The 16,692-nt window shown below is 35.6% G+C and carries 18 protein-coding genes and 4 tRNA genes; 6 read left to right on the forward strand and 16 right to left on the reverse strand.

Features of this window, described 5'->3' with window-relative positions; all coding sequences use genetic code 11:
- Positions 1 to 281: 281 nt before the first annotated feature.
- The 5 genes from mqnC to EDD72_RS03965 form a co-directional block, all read right to left on the reverse strand.
- A complete protein-coding gene (gene mqnC, locus EDD72_RS03945) occupies positions 282 to 1,394 on the reverse strand; it encodes a cyclic dehypoxanthinyl futalosine synthase (RefSeq protein WP_132767463.1) in 1,113 nt (370 codons plus the stop codon).
- A gap of 340 nt (positions 1,395 to 1,734) precedes the next feature.
- Positions 1,735 to 1,823, reverse strand: a tRNA-Leu gene (locus EDD72_RS03950).
- A 14-nt stretch (positions 1,824 to 1,837) separates the two neighbouring features.
- Positions 1,838 to 1,912: transfer RNA gene (locus tag EDD72_RS03955), tRNA-Gly, on the reverse strand.
- Between the two features lie 43 nt (positions 1,913 to 1,955).
- Positions 1,956 to 2,031, reverse strand: a tRNA-Phe gene (locus EDD72_RS03960).
- Positions 2,032 to 2,096: 65 nt separating this feature from the next.
- A complete protein-coding gene (locus EDD72_RS03965; RefSeq protein WP_132767465.1) occupies positions 2,097 to 2,375 on the reverse strand; it encodes a hypothetical protein in 279 nt (92 codons plus the stop codon).
- 309 nt (positions 2,376 to 2,684) lie between these two features.
- Between EDD72_RS03965 and EDD72_RS03970 the strand changes: the two genes are divergently transcribed.
- The 4 genes from EDD72_RS03970 to ilvE all read left to right on the forward strand — a co-directional run bounded on the left by EDD72_RS03970 (position 2,685) and on the right by ilvE (position 6,353).
- Entirely contained in the window at positions 2,685 to 3,824 is a 1,140-nt protein-coding gene (locus EDD72_RS03970) for an NAD(P)/FAD-dependent oxidoreductase (RefSeq protein ID WP_132767467.1), read from the forward strand.
- A 16-nt stretch (positions 3,825 to 3,840) separates the two neighbouring features.
- On the forward strand, positions 3,841 to 4,248 hold the full coding sequence (locus tag EDD72_RS03975) for a DUF1641 domain-containing protein (RefSeq protein WP_132767469.1): 408 nt from the start codon (positions 3,841 to 3,843) through the stop codon (positions 4,246 to 4,248).
- 259 nt (positions 4,249 to 4,507) lie between these two features.
- Positions 4,508 to 5,386, forward strand: a complete 879-nt coding sequence (gene pheA / locus EDD72_RS03980) for a prephenate dehydratase (RefSeq protein WP_132767471.1) — start codon at positions 4,508 to 4,510, stop codon at positions 5,384 to 5,386.
- Positions 5,387 to 5,447: 61 nt separating this feature from the next.
- Positions 5,448 to 6,353, forward strand: coding sequence for a branched-chain-amino-acid transaminase (gene ilvE, locus EDD72_RS03985; RefSeq protein WP_424565526.1), 906 nt, complete (start codon positions 5,448 to 5,450; stop codon positions 6,351 to 6,353).
- 64 nt (positions 6,354 to 6,417) lie between these two features.
- On the opposite strand, the gene EDD72_RS03990 is transcribed toward ilvE, so the two are convergent.
- The 4 genes from EDD72_RS03990 to EDD72_RS04005 all read right to left on the reverse strand — a co-directional run bounded on the left by EDD72_RS03990 (position 6,418) and on the right by EDD72_RS04005 (position 10,298).
- The gene (locus EDD72_RS03990) at positions 6,418 to 7,590 is read right to left on the reverse strand and encodes an LL-diaminopimelate aminotransferase (protein ID WP_132767473.1); all 1,173 of its coding nucleotides are present in this window, start codon (positions 7,588 to 7,590) and stop codon (positions 6,418 to 6,420) included.
- Between the two features lie 189 nt (positions 7,591 to 7,779).
- A tRNA-Ala gene (locus EDD72_RS03995) sits at positions 7,780 to 7,855 on the reverse strand.
- Positions 7,856 to 7,905: 50 nt separating this feature from the next.
- Positions 7,906 to 8,835, reverse strand: coding sequence for a primosomal protein DnaI (gene dnaI, locus EDD72_RS04000; protein ID WP_132767475.1), 930 nt, complete (start codon positions 8,833 to 8,835; stop codon positions 7,906 to 7,908).
- Positions 8,832 to 10,298, reverse strand: a complete 1,467-nt coding sequence (locus EDD72_RS04005) for a replication initiation and membrane attachment family protein (RefSeq protein ID WP_132767477.1) — start codon at positions 10,296 to 10,298, stop codon at positions 8,832 to 8,834. Before EDD72_RS04005 ends, dnaI begins: the two co-directional genes overlap by 4 nt.
- Positions 10,299 to 10,468: 170 nt before the next feature.
- Between EDD72_RS04005 and EDD72_RS13010 the strand changes: the two genes are divergently transcribed.
- The gene (locus EDD72_RS13010; protein WP_341539465.1) at positions 10,469 to 10,762 is read left to right on the forward strand and encodes an IscA/HesB family protein; all 294 of its coding nucleotides are present in this window, start codon (positions 10,469 to 10,471) and stop codon (positions 10,760 to 10,762) included.
- Between the two features lie 45 nt (positions 10,763 to 10,807).
- Here EDD72_RS13010 and nrdR read toward each other — a convergent pair whose 3' ends face one another.
- Positions 10,808 to 11,263, reverse strand: coding sequence for a transcriptional regulator NrdR (gene nrdR, locus EDD72_RS04015; protein WP_132767627.1), 456 nt, complete (start codon positions 11,261 to 11,263; stop codon positions 10,808 to 10,810).
- Positions 11,264 to 11,510: 247 nt separating this feature from the next.
- Positions 11,511 to 11,897 carry an adenosylmethionine decarboxylase gene (gene speD / locus EDD72_RS04020; protein ID WP_132767481.1) on the reverse strand — a complete coding sequence of 129 codons (387 nt, stop codon included), beginning with the start codon at positions 11,895 to 11,897 and terminating at the stop codon, positions 11,511 to 11,513.
- A 320-nt stretch (positions 11,898 to 12,217) separates the two neighbouring features.
- Between speD and EDD72_RS04025 the strand changes: the two genes are divergently transcribed.
- Positions 12,218 to 12,454 carry an alpha/beta-type small acid-soluble spore protein gene (locus EDD72_RS04025; protein WP_132767484.1) on the forward strand — a complete coding sequence of 79 codons (237 nt, stop codon included), beginning with the start codon at positions 12,218 to 12,220 and terminating at the stop codon, positions 12,452 to 12,454.
- Between the two features lie 171 nt (positions 12,455 to 12,625).
- Here EDD72_RS04025 and EDD72_RS04030 read toward each other — a convergent pair whose 3' ends face one another.
- The 5 genes from EDD72_RS04030 to mutM form a co-directional block, all read right to left on the reverse strand.
- Entirely contained in the window at positions 12,626 to 13,663 is a 1,038-nt protein-coding gene (locus EDD72_RS04030; RefSeq protein WP_132767486.1) for a glyceraldehyde-3-phosphate dehydrogenase, read from the reverse strand.
- Positions 13,664 to 13,894: 231 nt separating this feature from the next.
- Positions 13,895 to 14,464, reverse strand: coding sequence for a lytic transglycosylase domain-containing protein (locus EDD72_RS04035; protein WP_132767488.1), 570 nt, complete (start codon positions 14,462 to 14,464; stop codon positions 13,895 to 13,897).
- Positions 14,465 to 14,469: 5 nt separating this feature from the next.
- Entirely contained in the window at positions 14,470 to 15,066 is a 597-nt protein-coding gene (coaE, locus tag EDD72_RS04040; protein ID WP_132767490.1) for a dephospho-CoA kinase, read from the reverse strand.
- Between the two features lie 63 nt (positions 15,067 to 15,129).
- Entirely contained in the window at positions 15,130 to 15,774 is a 645-nt protein-coding gene (gene ytaF / locus EDD72_RS04045) for a sporulation membrane protein YtaF (protein ID WP_132767492.1), read from the reverse strand.
- Positions 15,775 to 15,840: 66 nt separating this feature from the next.
- Positions 15,841 to 16,677, reverse strand: a complete 837-nt coding sequence (mutM, locus tag EDD72_RS04050; RefSeq protein WP_132767494.1) for a DNA-formamidopyrimidine glycosylase — start codon at positions 16,675 to 16,677, stop codon at positions 15,841 to 15,843.
- Positions 16,678 to 16,692: the final 15 nt, after the last annotated feature.

The raw sequence follows: 16,692 nt of genomic DNA on the forward strand, positions 1-16,692 counted from the left end.
CGGAGAAAAAACATGTAAACAAAAAAGACCGCCTAGGTAAAAGCGGTCTTATGATTACATGTTCTTTGTACATCTAGATGTTTAATCGTGATCCCATTGTACGTTGATTCCTCCGCTGGCATTACCCAGTTCAGGTTCGGCGGTCGATAACAGAATAGTTATCCTCTCAGCCTAGTTCCCCTAAGCTCCCGCATGATTCAATTTTAAATTAAAATTATCTAAATTTTTTCTTTTTGTCAATCTATTTTAACCTTAGTTTCTTTATCAAACCTTTATTTTGATTAATTTTGCATGATAAAATCTTTTTCGGCCTTTTCATCTTGATCAAAGATATGGAGAATCTCATATTTTGTATTTCTTTGTGCAGGAATATGCCCCGTTTCACGAATGAGTTGAATGATTAAATTTGTATTTACTTTATGTGTTGTACCTGCTGCTGATACAACATTTTCTTCCATCATGGTACTCCCAAAATCATTGCAACCGTAAAATAGAGATTGTTTACCAACTTCCGCTCCCATCGTCACCCATGAGGATTGAATGTTAGGAATATTATCCAACATCAGTCGGCTAATGGCTACTGTTTTCAAATATTCTTCAGGCGTTACTTTTTCTGCTTTTAAGTTCGTATTATCAGGTTGAAATGTCCATGGAATAAACGCAAGAAATCCACCTGTTTCATCCTGAGCTTCACGAATTCGAATTAAATGTAGAGCGCGTTCTTCCATCGATTCACCAAAGCCAATCACCATTGTACCTGTCGTCGTCATTCCAATCTTATTTGCTGTTTTCATCACCTTGATCCAATCTTTCCAAGAACCTTTCTTTTTGCTAATTTTCATCCTCGTACGATCATCAAGAATTTCTGCTCCTGCTCCAGGTAAAGAATCAAGCCCTGCCTCATGCAACAATCGGATCGTTTCTTCTAAAGTAAGACCAGATATTTCTTTCATTTTCAAAATTTCCGCCGGCGAAAAAGAGTGCATATGTATATTTGGAAAATGCCGTTTAATCTCCCTTAATAAATTAAGATAATAATCAAATGGTAAATTGGGATGGGTTCCCCCTTGCATTAATACTTCCGTACCACCAACATCCACGAGTTCTTGAATCTTATGTAAAATTTCCTCATTCGATAGTACATAAGCGCCTTCTTCTCCTGGCTTTTTATAAAAGGCACAAAAACGACAATAGGTATCACAAACATTGGAATAGTTGATATTTCTGCCAATGACAAAGGTCGTAATCGGTTCTGGATGGAGTCGTTTTTTGATCTCATTGGCTGCTTGACCGATTTTTTCAACCTCATTACTCTCAAATAGTTCTATTCCATCTTCCAGCGTTAATCGTTCTCCATTTAACGCTTTTTCTAAAATTTGATCGATATGCGACATATTTCTCCCTCCACGATGTCCAAATCACTCATTTCCATCGTAACATAAACCAGAAAATTTGCCTATATTTCAGGGGTATTCATCAGGACCTTAATGATATTTATCACTGTTAAAGTAGTATAAGATATGGTTAGCTTTACATGATATGGAGGTTTAAATATGTCATGATATTCAACAAATGATTCAACAACATGAACTTGTAAATAGCCAACACGACGAATTCGCAAAACTAGTATTCAACAGCTAGAATTGGCAATTAAAAAATAATAAAGAGATAAAACAAAAAAAACCCACATCATATTCAAATGAGGGGTAATTTTTATGTAATATTCAAAATAAATGGTGCCGAGGACCGGACTTGAACCGGTACGGTAGTCACCTACCGCAGGATTTTAAGTCCTGTGCGTCTGCCAATTCCGCCACCCCGGCAGTTTAAGATAATATGGAGCGGACGACGGGATTCGAACCCGCGACCCTCGCCTTGGCAAGGCGATACTCTACCACTGAGCCACGTCCGCATACTAGATGTGAGAAGTGAGGAGTTTGATGCTTGATAAAAAATGGTGGCTCGGGACGGAATCGAACCGCCGACACGAGGATTTTCAGTCCTCTGCTCTACCGACTGAGCTACCGAGCCTTTTTTCGGACAAAAATTATGTTATCATTTCTCAAATTTCATGTCAACGTTTTTAAAAAATTTTTTTACTTTTCCTGACTATTATTATTCTTTCTATTAGCTACATATTCCATTGTATTTTTCCCTGTAGAATAAATTCCTATAGCTACAACACCATCACGTATTCCCTGCCTAATCGCATCGATTACTGCATGATCGCCAAATAGAATCGTATTCGCGATATTTAAAAGTACAATCAATACAAGTGCCGTCCAAGCTCGCATTTTTTTATGGATATGAAGCTTTTCGCTTATTATTGGTGTTAAAGAAATGGCCATTGCAATGATAATACCGATATCAATCATCCGTACCCCTCCCTTAAATTATCTTTTGATTTATTATATGTACATCTTTTTTTCTCTCCTATGTATTTGTCTATTAATTTTTGTCTATAGATATTTTTAGAAAATTATAATCAGTATTTTATTATAATGCCTAAAAACCATTGGAATTTTGTCTAAACTTGTATAAAATATTTGTTAGAGAATTAACGTCTATAATCTTTGTTTATAAGAATTTTAATTCTAATCATAATAAGTTCATTATTGAACAAAGATGAATTGGACGTCTCAAATGATTTAAGAGAGAAAAAGCAATAAGGAGGGTAAAAAGAAATGGCTAAAAACATTGTAATCCTTGGCGGTGGTACTGGCGGTACAATGGTAGCGAACCACTTAGCAAAAGGATTAAAGCATGACATTAAAAAAGGTGATGTGAAAATCACCATGATCACAAATGCAGAGGAACATATTTATCAGCCTGGTTGGTTATTTGTCGCTTTTGGTCTTCAACATCCTGAGCACTACATCAAAAAACAAAGAGCAATTACACATCCTAGTATAAATCTTGTGATTGCAGAAGCAACCAAAATTGACAAAGACAAAAAAGTCGTACATACCAACAAAGGTGATTTCTCCTATGATTATTTGGTCATTGGTACAGGAGCAGTTCCTCGTTTCGATTTGATCCCTGGATTGCCAGAAGCAGGGGACGATTTCTATTCACCAGAAGGTGCTCTTAAATTAAGAGAGAAAATCACCAACTTCAAGGGTGGAAAAATTTTGATTACTATGGGTATGCCCCATAAATGTCCAGTTGCACCTATAGAGTTTTATCTCATGGCACATGAATTCTTTGAAAAGAAAGGAATTCGTGATAAGGTTGAACTTGTTTATACTTACCCATTAGAAACTGTACACTCTGCAGCTAATGTAGCAGCTTGGTATAAACCTCAAATGGAAAAACGTAATATCCGTTACGTAACCGAATTCGTTCCTGCAAAAGTTGATCCTCAAAAGAAAATCCTTTACTCCAAAGATGGCAAAGAAGAATCTTTTGACTTGTTAGTATCTATCCCACCTCATCGTGGTGCAAAAGTGATTTTTGACTCTGGCCTAGGAAATGAAATGGGCTTTATTCCTGTTAACCAGTATACATTAAAGGCCATCAACGATAACTATATTTACGTGATTGGTGACGCTACTGCATTACAAATTAGTAAAGCTGGTTCTACCGCTCACTATGAGTCTGAATACGTCGCTAAGAATATCGAACAGGAGCTACACGGTCAAACACCTACCAACTTCTATGATGGTAAAGTATTCTGCTTCATTGAGGCGGGTCTAGAAGAAGGAACATACATCAATATGGATTACAATCATCCGCCAAATCCAGTTCCACAATCTGCAATGATCCATTGGTTTAAACATGCATTTAATGAAATGTATTGGATGACAGCTCGGGGACTATTATAGAAAGGGGTGTTGAAAAATGAGTGTTGCAAATGAACAACAATTACAATTAACCGCGGAAGAAATGGCAATGGTCAAAGAATTATTGCAAACTCTTAGCGTTTTAAAGGAAAAAAATGTATTAAAAGATCTAGTAGAATTAGCTACTTTTGTTTCAAGTGCAACTAGAGCTTTAAATACAGGTGCAGTTATTAAATTAGCAGCGATTGCAGGTACAGCGATGGAATATGGTGATCGTGTTTTTGCAGATATCGGTGGTATGGACACTATTGACAAACTACTTGATGCTGTTGAAGAGACTCAACAACAAATTAAAGATGATACCTCTAAAGTAGGTATTGGCTCTTTATTAAAGCTATTAAAAGATCCTGGAGTTCAAAAAGCTCTAAAATTTGTGCTAACCCTATCCAAAAATTTATCAAAATAATCTTCATTTGAAACAAAACCCCTTTTTAACGAAGCTGGTTAAAAGGGGGTTTATCTTTTAGATTCGTATAGGGAATTTTGTTCTTGTATACGCCCAATTGAAAAATTAGTTATAAATCCCCGAACAGGTGTAATTTTCTTCTATTTTCATCGAATTTAAGCGGTTTCATACAGGAAAAAGCAGAAAATTAATCGATTGACATCGCACCTGTAAAGTAGTAAAGTTTATAAAAATCAAAACCTTCTGAAGGAGATGAAAAATGTCAAAAAAGATTGCATTCTTAGGTCCACATGGAACATTCACAGAAGAAGCTGCCCATTCCATTTTTGAAAATGATCAAGTACAATATATTTCTTTTGGTAGTATTCCAGATGTCCTTGATGCTGTTGCCATGAAGAAGGTTGATTATGCAGTTGTTCCATTAGAAAATTCAATAGAAGGCTCTGTTAATCTAACCCTTGATTGGATCATTCATGAAATGGAATTACCTATATTAGCTGAGCTGGTATTACCGATTGCTCAACATTTATTCGTTTCAACAGCTCAATCTTCCATTTCTCTTTCACAGATTCAAAGAATATATTCGCATCCTCAAGCAATTGCCCAGTGTCGTCGCTTTATACATAACCATCTAACACATGCTGAGATCATCTATACAAATAGTACGGCAGAAGCAGCAGAAACCGTTAGCGAAAATCCTGAAAAACCATGGGCTGCTATAGGTACACGACTGGCGAAAGAACTTTATTCATTAACTTTTTTGAAAGAGAGTATCGAAGATTATAAAGATAATTACACCCGTTTTATTGTCGTGGGAGAAAATCCATTACAGTTAAGATCAACACAAACTCCTTCATATCGTACCATGATCCTTGTTACACTACCAAAAGATTATCCTGGAGCCTTATATCAAGTTTTAGCAGCTTTCGCTTGGAGGAAAATCAACCTATCGCGAATTGAATCCAGACCTACTAAGAAAGGGCTTGGAAACTACTATTTTATTATTGACATTGAACAGAAAATGGACGACGTCTTACTACCTGGGGCCTTTGCTGAAATTGAGGCTTTAGGATGTCAAATACGAATCTTAGGAAGTTATCCGTATGATGTGAAAACAAAAGATGAAGTTCACTCTTGATTATTTCTTTTGGTCTCGTAAATTATCAAAATATTTTAAATTATTTCAAGGGGGAAAAATTATGCCTGATTGGATCTATATGAACGGGAAATACGTAAAAAAGGAAGATGCAAAAGTTTCAGTATTTGACCATGGGTTTTTATATGGGGATGGAATTTTTGAAGGAATTCGTGTATATAACGGAAATGTTTTTCGATTAGATGAACATATTAAGCGACTTTACGATTCTGCAAAGTCGATTATGCTCGAAATTGGAATGACTCCAGAAGAAATGACAGAAGCAGTCGTTGCAACCGTTCGAAAGAATAATTATCGTGATGCCTATATAAGACTTGTTGTTTCTCGTGGTGTAGGCGATTTAGGATTAGATCCTTACAAATGTGAGAAACCAGAAGTGATTATTATTGTTCAACCCCTTGCACTATTTCCAAAGGAACATTACGAAAAAGGGATACGGATTGTTACGGTTCCAACAAGAAGAAATACGCCAGATGCTCTAAATCCACAGATTAAATCATTAAACTATCTCAATAATGTTCTTGTAAAGATTGAGGCAAATCGTGCAGGTGCCAGTGAAGCTTTAATGTTAAATGCAAATGGTTATGTAGCTGAGGGGTCAGGGGACAATATCTTTATTGTAAAAAATGGTGTACTCTATACTCCACCTACGTATCTCGGTGCACTTGAAGGAATTACCCGAAAAGCCATCATGGATATCGCAAAAAAATTGGGGTATCAAGTGATCGAACAACCATTTACACGTCATGATGTGTATGTTGCAGATGAGGTATTGTTAACAGGAACAGCCGCCGAGGTGATTGCAGTTATTGATGTAGATGGTAGACAAATTGGTGAGGGAGTTCCTGGGCCAATTACCAAACATCTATTAACAGAGTTTCGGAAAATTGTTCAAATTGAAGGTACAAAGGTTTACCAAGATCTAGAACAAAAAGCACAAATTCTATAATGTGAATGTGAACAACGATACCAAAAGTCTACATGCTTTAAGCAAGTAGACTTTTTTCATGGATTTATATCTTTCTCTTCAAAATTCCACTTCGATCAATCAATTGAATCGCTCTTTTCAATTTTTCCTCTGATTGAACTAAAGCAATCCGTACATACCCCTCTCCTTGTGCGCCAAACGCATTTCCAGGAGTTACCACAACACCAGCTTTGATCAATTCTAATGCAAATTCCTTTGAAGCCCAACCTTTAGGGATTTCGGCCCAAACAAACATGGTAGCTGGTGGTTTATCCACATGCCACCCGATCGCTGATAACCCATCCACTAATACATCCCGACGATCCTGATAGATTTTCGCATTTTTTGTCAAAAATTCGGAATCATCTTTTAAAGCAGTAGCTGCTGCCTTTTGAATCGGTAAAAAGGTTCCATAATCTAGATTCGATTTCACTTTCGCTATTTCTTCAATAATTTCTTCATTTCCAACAATATAACCGATACGAGCTCCTGCCATGTTAAAACTTTTTGATAGAGAATTAAATTCAATGCTAACTTCTTTCGCCCCGTCAATTTCTAAAAAACTAATTTTCTGATGTCCATCAAAAATTAATTCGGAATAAGCAAAATCATGAATCACAATGATCTCGTATTTTCTTGCAAATTGAACAACTTCCTCGAAAAATTCCTTTGTCGCTAAAGCAGGAACTGGATTACCTGGGAAATTTAAAATCATTACTTTTGCTTTTCTTGCAATCTCTTCAGGGATCTCATCAAGACGTGGTAAAAATTGATATTCTTTTTTTAATGGCATTGGATAGAGTGTAGCACTCGCAAGATGAACCCCTGCTTCATAAGCCGTATAACCTGGATCTGGAACAAGAATCACATCACCAGGATCAGCAAAGATCATCGGTAGATGAACTAGGCCATCCTGAGAACCCATAAGCTGTAAAACCTCTTTTTTGGGATTCAGTTGAACGGAAAACCTTTTATGATAATAATCAGCCACTGCTTCATGAAACTCATCTGTTCCCTTTAGTGCATATCCGTATTGAGTTGGATCCTTTACCGCATCGACCAAAGCTTCCATTACATATACAGGTGGTGGTAAGTCAGGACTACCAACACTTAAATCGATCACTTCTAAACCTTGTTCGATTCGTTGTTTTTTGTAATTGGCTAACTCAGAAAAAACATTCGTTTGGAAAACCTTCACCCGATCTGATATTGAAATCATACTCACTCCCCCAATAGAACCCAATACTAAACCATTATTTTGAATAAATAATCAAAATATTTACATATATATTACGATAAAGTTTCTTGAAAAACTAGTAGAAAACACGGTTTCTATTGTGGATTAGTAGACATAAAAAAAGCAAGGTATGTATATTACATAACCCCTTGCTATTACTGGCTTTATTTATGGTGGAGCATAGGGGGCTCGAACCCCTGACCTCTACGCTGCCAGCGTAGCGCTCTCCCAGCTGAGCTAATGCCCCATTTGAACAATAAAGATTATAGCATGTCCATTTTGGACACGCAAGTCCTTTTATCCAACGTATTCTTTTCTCCGATTAGGCCCATCGAGAAAATAAGGTACGGTATAATGACGAATTCTCTCCATGATCCGTTTCGCTTTCAGCTCTTCAATTCCACCTTTGTTCGAATAGGATAAGTGTTCTTCTAGATCATCATAATTCAAATTCGAGGTATACAAAGTATGCAACCCTTTTACCATTCTGGCTTGGAGAATTGCTCCCAGAATTTCATCTCTTTCCCATTGAGAGATCGTTTCTGCCCCAATATCATCTAAGATTAGAACCTCAATCTCTTTCAATAATTTCATTTTCTCATGTAATGATTGATCTTGGATTGAGTTTTTTATTTCCCGGAAAAAGTCAGGAACATAAATCATCAATGTCGATATCCCTTTGTCCGCTAGTAGTTTTGCTGTTGCAGCCATTAGATGACTTTTTCCTACTCCTAATGGACCATAGAGATAGATCCCTTTTTGTTTCTTACCTGCTTGTAGATTAGCGATGAACATCAATAACGCTTTTATGACCTCTTGTCTTTCAACAGTTTTGTCTAGATCTTTAAATGAAGCATTAAGTACATCCTTCGCAATATATTGACTATGAAACAATTTTTCTTTATAGATTTGTTCTTGATGTTGAATCAAATAATGACATTTCGTCAAACTAGATTGAATTTGTCCATAGGAAAAATTCAAACGTGTATAATGCCCTTTTAGAAGGTTTTGACAATTGTCTAGTCCCTTACACATTTCACAATGTTTTTTTTCTTCAATATATTGATATAGCTGATTAAAAGCAGGTAATATTTGATCTTTTGTAAGTTGATTACGTTCAATCATTCCTTGTAATTCAGGATGATGTTCAAAATATTGCAACCAATTTTGTTGATCAATCAGTAGATGAGGGAGCATTTCACTTAATACTTCTCCTAAACGGTTCATTTTTTCACTTCTTCCTCCGTCTCTCCCAATTTTCTCAATAATTCTTCGATCTCTTCTTGCGTTTTGGGATCTATTTCTTTCGAAGATTTCGCGCTTGATTCCCTATGATAATTCTTTTCCTGATTCAAAATGTAATCTGGAACTTTTTCTCTCTTTTCTGTGTTTCTTCCTCTATTCGTTCTCGTCGTTCCATTTGTTGCTTTCTTATTTCCTTCTTTCCATCCTCTATATAATTGATGCTCTTTTTTCGCAATTTGTAATGCCTCTTCAACAGTTGTGATCTTTAATCTTTTCCAATGACCAGCAATCTTTTCTGTTAATTTTTTCGGTAATTTGTATTGATTAGATAATAGGATATATTCGATTAAAACATTTACCACCTGGAAAGGTAATTGATAATCGCGAACAAGCCCCTCGACTAAAGCTAAATCCGCTTCAGGGATTTTCGCACCGCCTTGGTATTGCTTTAGTAGTTCAATTGGGGAATAATGTTCCAAAATCCATTTATGTCTTTTTTCTATATCACCATGATTGATTGGCTGACCTTCCCTTTGTGAGCTAGAGATTCCTTCTTTTTCAATGATCAGCATTTCTTTTTGTTCAAACTGTAATCGATCTTTGACTCGTTCTCGCAAAAGCTCTTCCTGAATCATTCCTGATGAGTCATAAATATAGGGATCATGTAGTAAATGAATAATGTCCATTTCCGATAATTGATAAAGAAAAGCAAGTTCATGAAAGAGTTGGATGTTTTCTTTTGAAAAAATCTGCTCAACTTGAAATAAGTTGCTCATCATGCCTTTGATAAATTCAATATCTAAATACTGGTCTTTAATTACAATTGGTTTTCTCGTTGATTCTTTCTCTGGAGTTAGGGAATAAGGCTTAATTAACTGATCTACCTCTGACCCAGGTTTAACTGTAATCTCGGAGAATAAGATAGAATCAAAAACCTCATCAAAAGATTTTGTGATTTCGCTCTCAATATATTCAGATGGAATCGTCGTTTTTTCATAGGTTAGTAATTGTTCCATCAGCTCTAGATATGCATTTTTCCCAATTCGATTTAATAACAAAATACTTAAAATGTCACTTTGGAAGAAATTCACAGGGTCTAATGGTGGAACAAGAATATATTCAATAAATTGTTTTTCTTCAACTTGATGTTGGTATTTCTTGGTTCGTAATAAACCAACAGCTTCTAAAGTTTTCCTTGCTTTCATCAGAACATGAAAGGGAACAAATAATTGGTTTGCTAAATGACGATGGAGATGTTGTGAAGAAACACCTATATATTGTAATGGCAAATGATTCCGTAATGTCAGATATAAACTGACAGCTTCAGGTCCAATAATCGGTTGATATAAATGAATAAGATAGGAGATTTGAGATATCTCAATCGATTCAAACATTCTCACTTGATATTGGTCTTGTGGTGTGATTTCATTAGAAGTATATCGCATGATCTCATCCCCTTTATATTCAACAGATCATTTTTTTATTATACCATCAGTTGAAATTGGACGAAACTATCTATTGCTCTATCGCACTAAACTATATATAATGTTTTTATGAGTTATAATAATTATTATCTTATACCTTGTTTTTTTGAGATTAGGAAAGGAGATTAAGGATGGTAACCGTTACACCTAATGCTAAGGATAAGCTAGCACAGATCCTTAAAGAGAAAGAAAGCAGTGCAGCAATCCGTGTATATATTGCTGGTTTTGGCTGAGGAGGTCCCTCTTTAGGGTTGGCTCTGGATGAGCCAAATGATGAAGATAAAGTATTTGATCAAGGTCTTTTTAAAGTTGTTGTGAATGCCCAAGAATTAGAAAATATTGGTGAAGTAGAGATCGATTTCAAAGATTCCCGTTTTGGAAGTGGATTTACAGTAAGATCTACTTATGGTTCGACTTGTTCATAATAAAGAAGAGATATGCCCCTCGAAGAGGGGCTTTTTGTTTTCAAATCATGATTTTCGCAAAAGTTCTGTAATTTCTTTTAAAAAGACATTAATATCTTTAAATTGCCGATATACAGAAGCAAATCGAACATAAGCGATTTCGTCAGTGTGATATAAACGTTCCATCACCATTTCTCCAATTTTTTGACTTTCCACTTCGGAACGCAAATCGTTCCTTAATTCTCTCTCAATATCGGCAACAATACTTTCTAATTTTTCCAGTCCAACCGGTCTCTTTTCACAGGCTCTTATTAACCCGCGTAATATTTTTTCTCTACTAAATTCTTCACGACTTCCATCTTTTTTGATCACAAGGATTGGAGTTTCCTCTACTTCTTCATACGTATTAAATCTTCGGCCACAGGATTCGCATTCCCGTCTTCTTCGTATCGATTTGCCGTCATTAATCGGTCTAGAGTCTAAAACTTTTGTTCCATTATAATTACAATAAGGACAACGCATAGTCCTATTCACCTCAATTTTTCTAACTATCGCTATTATTAGTTTCTCCTACTTTGTAAATATGGTCAAGTAAATTAAAAATAGGTTTGTATAATTCATGGAAAGCCGTAAGATTAGGAGTAGCGTTAGAACATACAAGTCATGTTTTGTAAGAGAGCTAAGCTATTGTTCCCAAAATCTTATACTTTCTTTTACGCTAAAAAAGGAAGGATATGATTCATATCCTTCCTTTTGACTCCATTTTAAATTAAGCAAAAGTTTCTACTTTCATTGGGTCAATTTTGACAGGACCCATACCTCGAGGCACTTGAACAGATTCACGTGTCTTTGCTTCTAATTGTTTGGTAATGTAATCTGCAGCAACTTTTGGATCAATTCGATCGCCGCAAGTATAAACATCAATACTTGCATAGCCATGTTCTGGAAAACTATGGATAGTCAAGTGGGACTCAGATATAATCACCACTCCACTTACTCCCATTGGCGCAAATTTATGAAAAGCTACTTCACGAATTTCTGCACCAGCTTCTAATGCTGCATCTACCATCATTTTTTCAATAAATTTAAAATCGTTTAGTTTTTCGACGTTACATCCCCATAATTCTGCAATAATGTGACGTCCCATAGTATCCATCATTCAATCCCCCTTGAATCAATAATTTCATGCCCTTTCAAGCATGCGGGACCTACGCCATCTACCACGGGGGCAAGTTAGTCCGATGAGGTCCTAACCCTTTAAGTAGATACTGGTTCCTTAGTTATTTAAACGTAATGAATTTCACGAATTTCAGTATACTGGTTTTAATCTAGTTTTGCAAGAATTTTTTTTATGTATTTTCACATCTCAGCATGATGAGAAAATATGCGAAGTTAGCAAAACAGGAATGACTTACCTGTATTTGTTTTAAAAATTTAATACAAACTACAAATACAAACCTAAAGGAGGTGACAATCATGGCAAAAGGTCAAGAACGTAGTAGCAACCAATTACTTGTACCACAGGCTAACCAAGCTTTAGACCAACTTAAATTTGAAATGGCTACTCAATTAGGAATTCAAATACCTCAAGATGGTTACATGGGCTTTATCGCTTCCCGTGATAACGGTGCTATTGGGGGCCACATTACTCGTCATTTAGTCCAAATTGCTGAACAACAACTTGCAGGAGGAACAACATTTCCTCAAGCTTAATTGAATATCCTTTTTTCTAACCATTTGGAAATATGGTAGAAAAATATGGAGAGGGCGAGATATCTCGGCCTCTCCAATATTAAAAGTGAGAAGTTAGAAATGAGATGTTAAACTGAAACGACCCTATGTAAAAAAGCACTAAGGATATCCCTAGCGCTATTATTTATGGCTTCACGCAGATAATACCTTGTTTTCTTGTTTACTTACTTGATAATTCGATACGAATCGAGCTAAATCAACGACTCGACAAGAATAACCCCATTCATTATCATACCAAGCCATAACCTTAATCTGATGTTCACCAATAACCATTGTTGATAACGCATCTACAATCGAAGAATGCTCATTTCCAATAAAATCGGCAGAGACTAAAGGTTCTTCACAGTATTGAAGAATTCCCTTTAATTCTTCCTGACTCGCTTTTTTCAATACTTCATTGACCTGTTCAACTGTAACTGCTTCTTTTACATTTACTACTAGGTCTACAATTGAAACATCAGGCGTCGGTACACGAAGTGCAATTCCGTTTAATTTACCTTTTAATTCTGGTAAGACAAGTGAGACAGCTTTGGCTGCTCCGGTAGTTGTTGGGATAATAGCTTGACCTGCACTTCTAGCTCTTCTTAAATCTTTATGCATATTATCAAGAACTCTTTGGTCATTAGTATAGGAGTGAACAGTGGTCATCATCCCTTCTTTAATGATGAAATGGTCATGTAATACTTTTGCAACAGGTGCTAAGCAATTGGTTGTACAAGACGCATTGGATATAATGTGATGTTTTTCATGATCATAGATTTCCTGGTTTACTCCCATTACAATCGTTACATCTTCACCTTTAGCTGGAGCTGTAATGATTACTTTTTGCGCACCGGCAGTTAAATGTTTGCCAGCACTTTCACGATCTCGATGTTTACCCGTTGATTCAATCACAATTTCTATATCCATCTCTTTCCAAGGTAAATTTTCTGGATTTCGCTCAGGTATGATTTTGGTTTCTCTTCCATTCACAATAATCGAATCATTAGTCGCTTCAATTTCAGCATCTAACTTTCCGTGAACGGTATCATATTTTAACATATGCGCCAAAATTTCAGGTTTATAACTCGCATTGATTGCCACAATCTGAATTTCTGGAAATTGTATCGCACGTCGGAATACCATCCTTCCGATTCTCCCAAAGCCACTGATCGCCATTCTAATTGACATTATTTGTTTCTCCTCCCCATATTTATTACATACTATTTATATAATTCATTATAATCAGCATAACATATTTTGCAACAAGATGGTAAAAATAATTTTTTGGACAAATAATTTTCGCTAAAAAATCCTCTTTATTTATAAATGTGTTATATTAACGAAACATTATTATTTTATTACTTTTTTAAAAAAAATAGCACTTCAAAATCTGAAGTGCTTCGAGAATATCATGTAAGATTAAAAATCATATTTGTAGATCCATTGATATCGATCATAAAAATGTAAAACTCTTTGTACATAATGTCTGGTTTCTCCAAATGGAATCCTATCCAAGTGTTCCAAAGAACCATCCCAAAGACCTTGTTGAATCCATTTTTCAACATTACCTGGCCCAGCATTGTAAGCTGCAATCGTGGCATAAATATTACCGTTAAACTGTTGATTCATTTTGGATAAGTACCAACTCCCAAATGCAATATTATTCTCAGGCTGGTGTAAATTTTGAACCATTTCCGAGGGAAATTCCGCCCTTTTAGCGATCCAATTCGCCGTTTCCGGCATAATTTGCATCAATCCTACTGCACCCTTTGGAGAATGCTTATCTTTCTGAAAACGTGTTTCCACTTGAATAATAGCCAAAACCAAATAGGGATCGACATGAAACTTTGAAGTATAGATCTTAATTTGCTTCTCGTATTTAATCGGATACATAAACTTCCAAACAGTACGAGAATTGATTGAAAGAAAGACAAGGAATAATAAAAAAAAGAAAAAAAGCGGCTTTTTATAACGTTTTAATTGTAACATTTGAATTAAAACCTCTTACTTTGCCAATCCGTTATAATTTTTACTACTTGTTCTTCCGTTTGTTCGATCCCCTTATCATTATAGATAACTATATCTGCCTTTTTTTTCTTTTCCTCTAAGTCAATCTGTGACTTCATTTTTCTTATTGCTTCCTCTTTGGAAATTTGATCTCGTTTCATTAAACGCTTTAGTTGAATGGCAAAAGGAACATAAACCACAATGATTTGATCAAATAACTTTTCTCTTTTTGACTCAAATAATAATGGAATATCAACAATTACGTAGGAGTTCTTTTTCTCCAATTCCTTCGCATTTTCTATTGCTGTTCGAATAATTATAGGGTGAGTGATTTCATTTAAAATTTTTCTTTCCTTTTCATCTTGAAAAATAATATTTCCTAATTTTTTGCGGTCGATCTGTTGATTCGGTAACAAAATTTTCTCTCCAAAATGTTCGATTATTTTCCTCCATGCTTCCTTACCCGGTTCAACAACTTCGCGAGCAATCAAATCAACATCAACAACGGGAACCCCATATTTTCTGAAAAGCTTTGCTACGGTACTTTTTCCACTACCTATTCCCCCAGTTAAACCAATAATCAATTGACTCACCCCAATATTAGAATTTAAAAATTAGAAATTTGACTTTTTTCAATCTAAACCTCATCAAAAAAAACGATAAAAACCCATTAAAATCAAAATAATCCCTGGTATTAGAGTAAATTTCTTCAACCATCTGATTTCCGAAAACCAAAATCCAATCTTTATACCAATTAAAATAAAAAGTCCACTCATCCCTGCGATTGTAATCGCAGTTATTAAAGGCTTAAAACCAATTAAGGAAGCACCTAGACCTGCTCCAAAAGCATCTAGAGAAAGAGCCAAACCTAAAAAAATAGCCTCGATTGAAGATATACTTCCCGATCGATCAATATCTGCTTTCATCGGTGTTTTTAAGATTTGAATCATCAAACCTAATTTTTTCAATTCAATTGTCAATATTTTTTGAATGTCATAACTAATTTCATGATCGTCATCTTCATTTTTTTGACGAAAAACTTGGATAATCGCCCATAAACCAATAAAAATCAAAATTGTCGCTCCAGTAAATTTTGCCACGTGGGGCGATAAGAAATATTGGATCCAAATCCCTAACTGCATGGACAACAAAATCATTGTTGCCGAGGCAATGCTTATGATCATAATCGAATAAATCGGAATAATCACTTTACGAAGCCCATAAGTCACACCCACACTAAAGCTATCTAAACTTACAGCCAGTGATAAAATTAGTAGTGATACGATATTCAAACTGCATCTCTCCCTCTCCAATCTTCATTAGATATATTATGGAAAGGGATAAAGAGAAGTGCTTATTTATTCTTTTGCTGCCTTTTGGCAATGAGGACAGAAATGGGTGCCTCTACCTGCCACTCGAATTTTTTCGATCGGGGTACCACAGACGATACAAGGTTTTCCTGTTCGACCATAAACAATGAGGTGGTCTTGCATCGAACCTCTTCCATAAAATGACTCAAAAGAACGGATCGTTGATCCACCTTTTTCAATTGCTTTTTCCAACACCTGCTTCATGGACATAATTAAGTTTGCGATTTCATCATCGGTTAATGATTTTCCTGACCGTAATGGATGGATTTTACTCAGAGCCAGACTATCATCCACATAAATATTTCCTAAACCACTGATGATTTCTTGATTGAGTAATATCTGTTTAATCGGTGCCATTCTTTGTTTTACCTGCTTTTTAAATCGTTCTAAATTAAATTCGGGATCGATTGGTTCTTGTCCTAATTTCTTGATCCCTTCTAATTCTGTTTCGCCGTCCCTTTTTACCACATCCATTGTCCCAAATTTTCGTACATCTCGATAACGTAATTGGGAGCCATCGGTAAAAGAAAATATCACGTGAGTATGTTTATCATAAGGCTCATTCGGATTTTCGGTATAGATATACTTTCCTTCCATACGCAGATGGGAAACAAGTGTATCATCTGTAAGATGAAAAAGCAAATATTTTCCTCTCCTACCGATCGATTGAATCACTTGCCCGATAAGAAGAAATTTAAATTGTTCAGTATCTTGCGGAGACCGAATAATTTTTGGATAATAAACCTGAATATCTTTTATTTTTTTCCCTACTATAACCAATTCTAATCCACGTCTAACAGTCTCTACTTCTGGTAGTTCAGGCATATTCATCCTCTTTCT

This window comes from Tepidibacillus fermentans (genome assembly GCF_004342885.1).
Lineage (GTDB): Bacteria > Bacillota > Bacilli > Tepidibacillales > Tepidibacillaceae > Tepidibacillus > Tepidibacillus fermentans.

Coding starts and splice junctions, on each gene's coding strand:
- mqnC (WP_132767463.1), bottom strand. CDS start 1,394: ATGTCGCATATCGATCAAATTTTAGAAAAAGCGTTAAATGGAGAACGA.
- pheA (WP_132767471.1), top strand. CDS start 4,508: ATGTCAAAAAAGATTGCATTCTTAGGTCCACATGGAACATTCACAGAA.
- ilvE (WP_424565526.1), top strand. CDS start 5,448: ATGCCTGATTGGATCTATATGAACGGGAAATACGTAAAAAAGGAAGAT.
- EDD72_RS04025 (WP_132767484.1), top strand. CDS start 12,218: ATGGCAAAAGGTCAAGAACGTAGTAGCAACCAATTACTTGTACCACAG.
- dnaI (WP_132767475.1), bottom strand. CDS start 8,835: ATGAACCGTTTAGGAGAAGTATTAAGTGAAATGCTCCCTCATCTACTG.
- EDD72_RS03965 (WP_132767465.1), bottom strand. CDS start 2,375: ATGATTGATATCGGTATTATCATTGCAATGGCCATTTCTTTAACACCA.
- EDD72_RS03970 (WP_132767467.1), top strand. CDS start 2,685: ATGGCTAAAAACATTGTAATCCTTGGCGGTGGTACTGGCGGTACAATG.
- EDD72_RS04005 (WP_132767477.1), bottom strand. CDS start 10,298: ATGCGATATACTTCTAATGAAATCACACCACAAGACCAATATCAAGTG.
- EDD72_RS04030 (WP_132767486.1), bottom strand. CDS start 13,663: ATGTCAATTAGAATGGCGATCAGTGGCTTTGGGAGAATCGGAAGGATG.
- EDD72_RS03990 (WP_132767473.1), bottom strand. CDS start 7,590: ATGATTTCAATATCAGATCGGGTGAAGGTTTTCCAAACGAATGTTTTT.
- nrdR (WP_132767627.1), bottom strand. CDS start 11,263: ATGCGTTGTCCTTATTGTAATTATAATGGAACAAAAGTTTTAGACTCT.
- speD (WP_132767481.1), bottom strand. CDS start 11,897: ATGGATACTATGGGACGTCACATTATTGCAGAATTATGGGGATGTAAC.
- mutM (WP_132767494.1), bottom strand. CDS start 16,677: ATGCCTGAACTACCAGAAGTAGAGACTGTTAGACGTGGATTAGAATTG.
- EDD72_RS03975 (WP_132767469.1), top strand. CDS start 3,841: ATGAGTGTTGCAAATGAACAACAATTACAATTAACCGCGGAAGAAATG.
- EDD72_RS04035 (WP_132767488.1), bottom strand. CDS start 14,464: ATGTTACAATTAAAACGTTATAAAAAGCCGCTTTTTTTCTTTTTTTTA.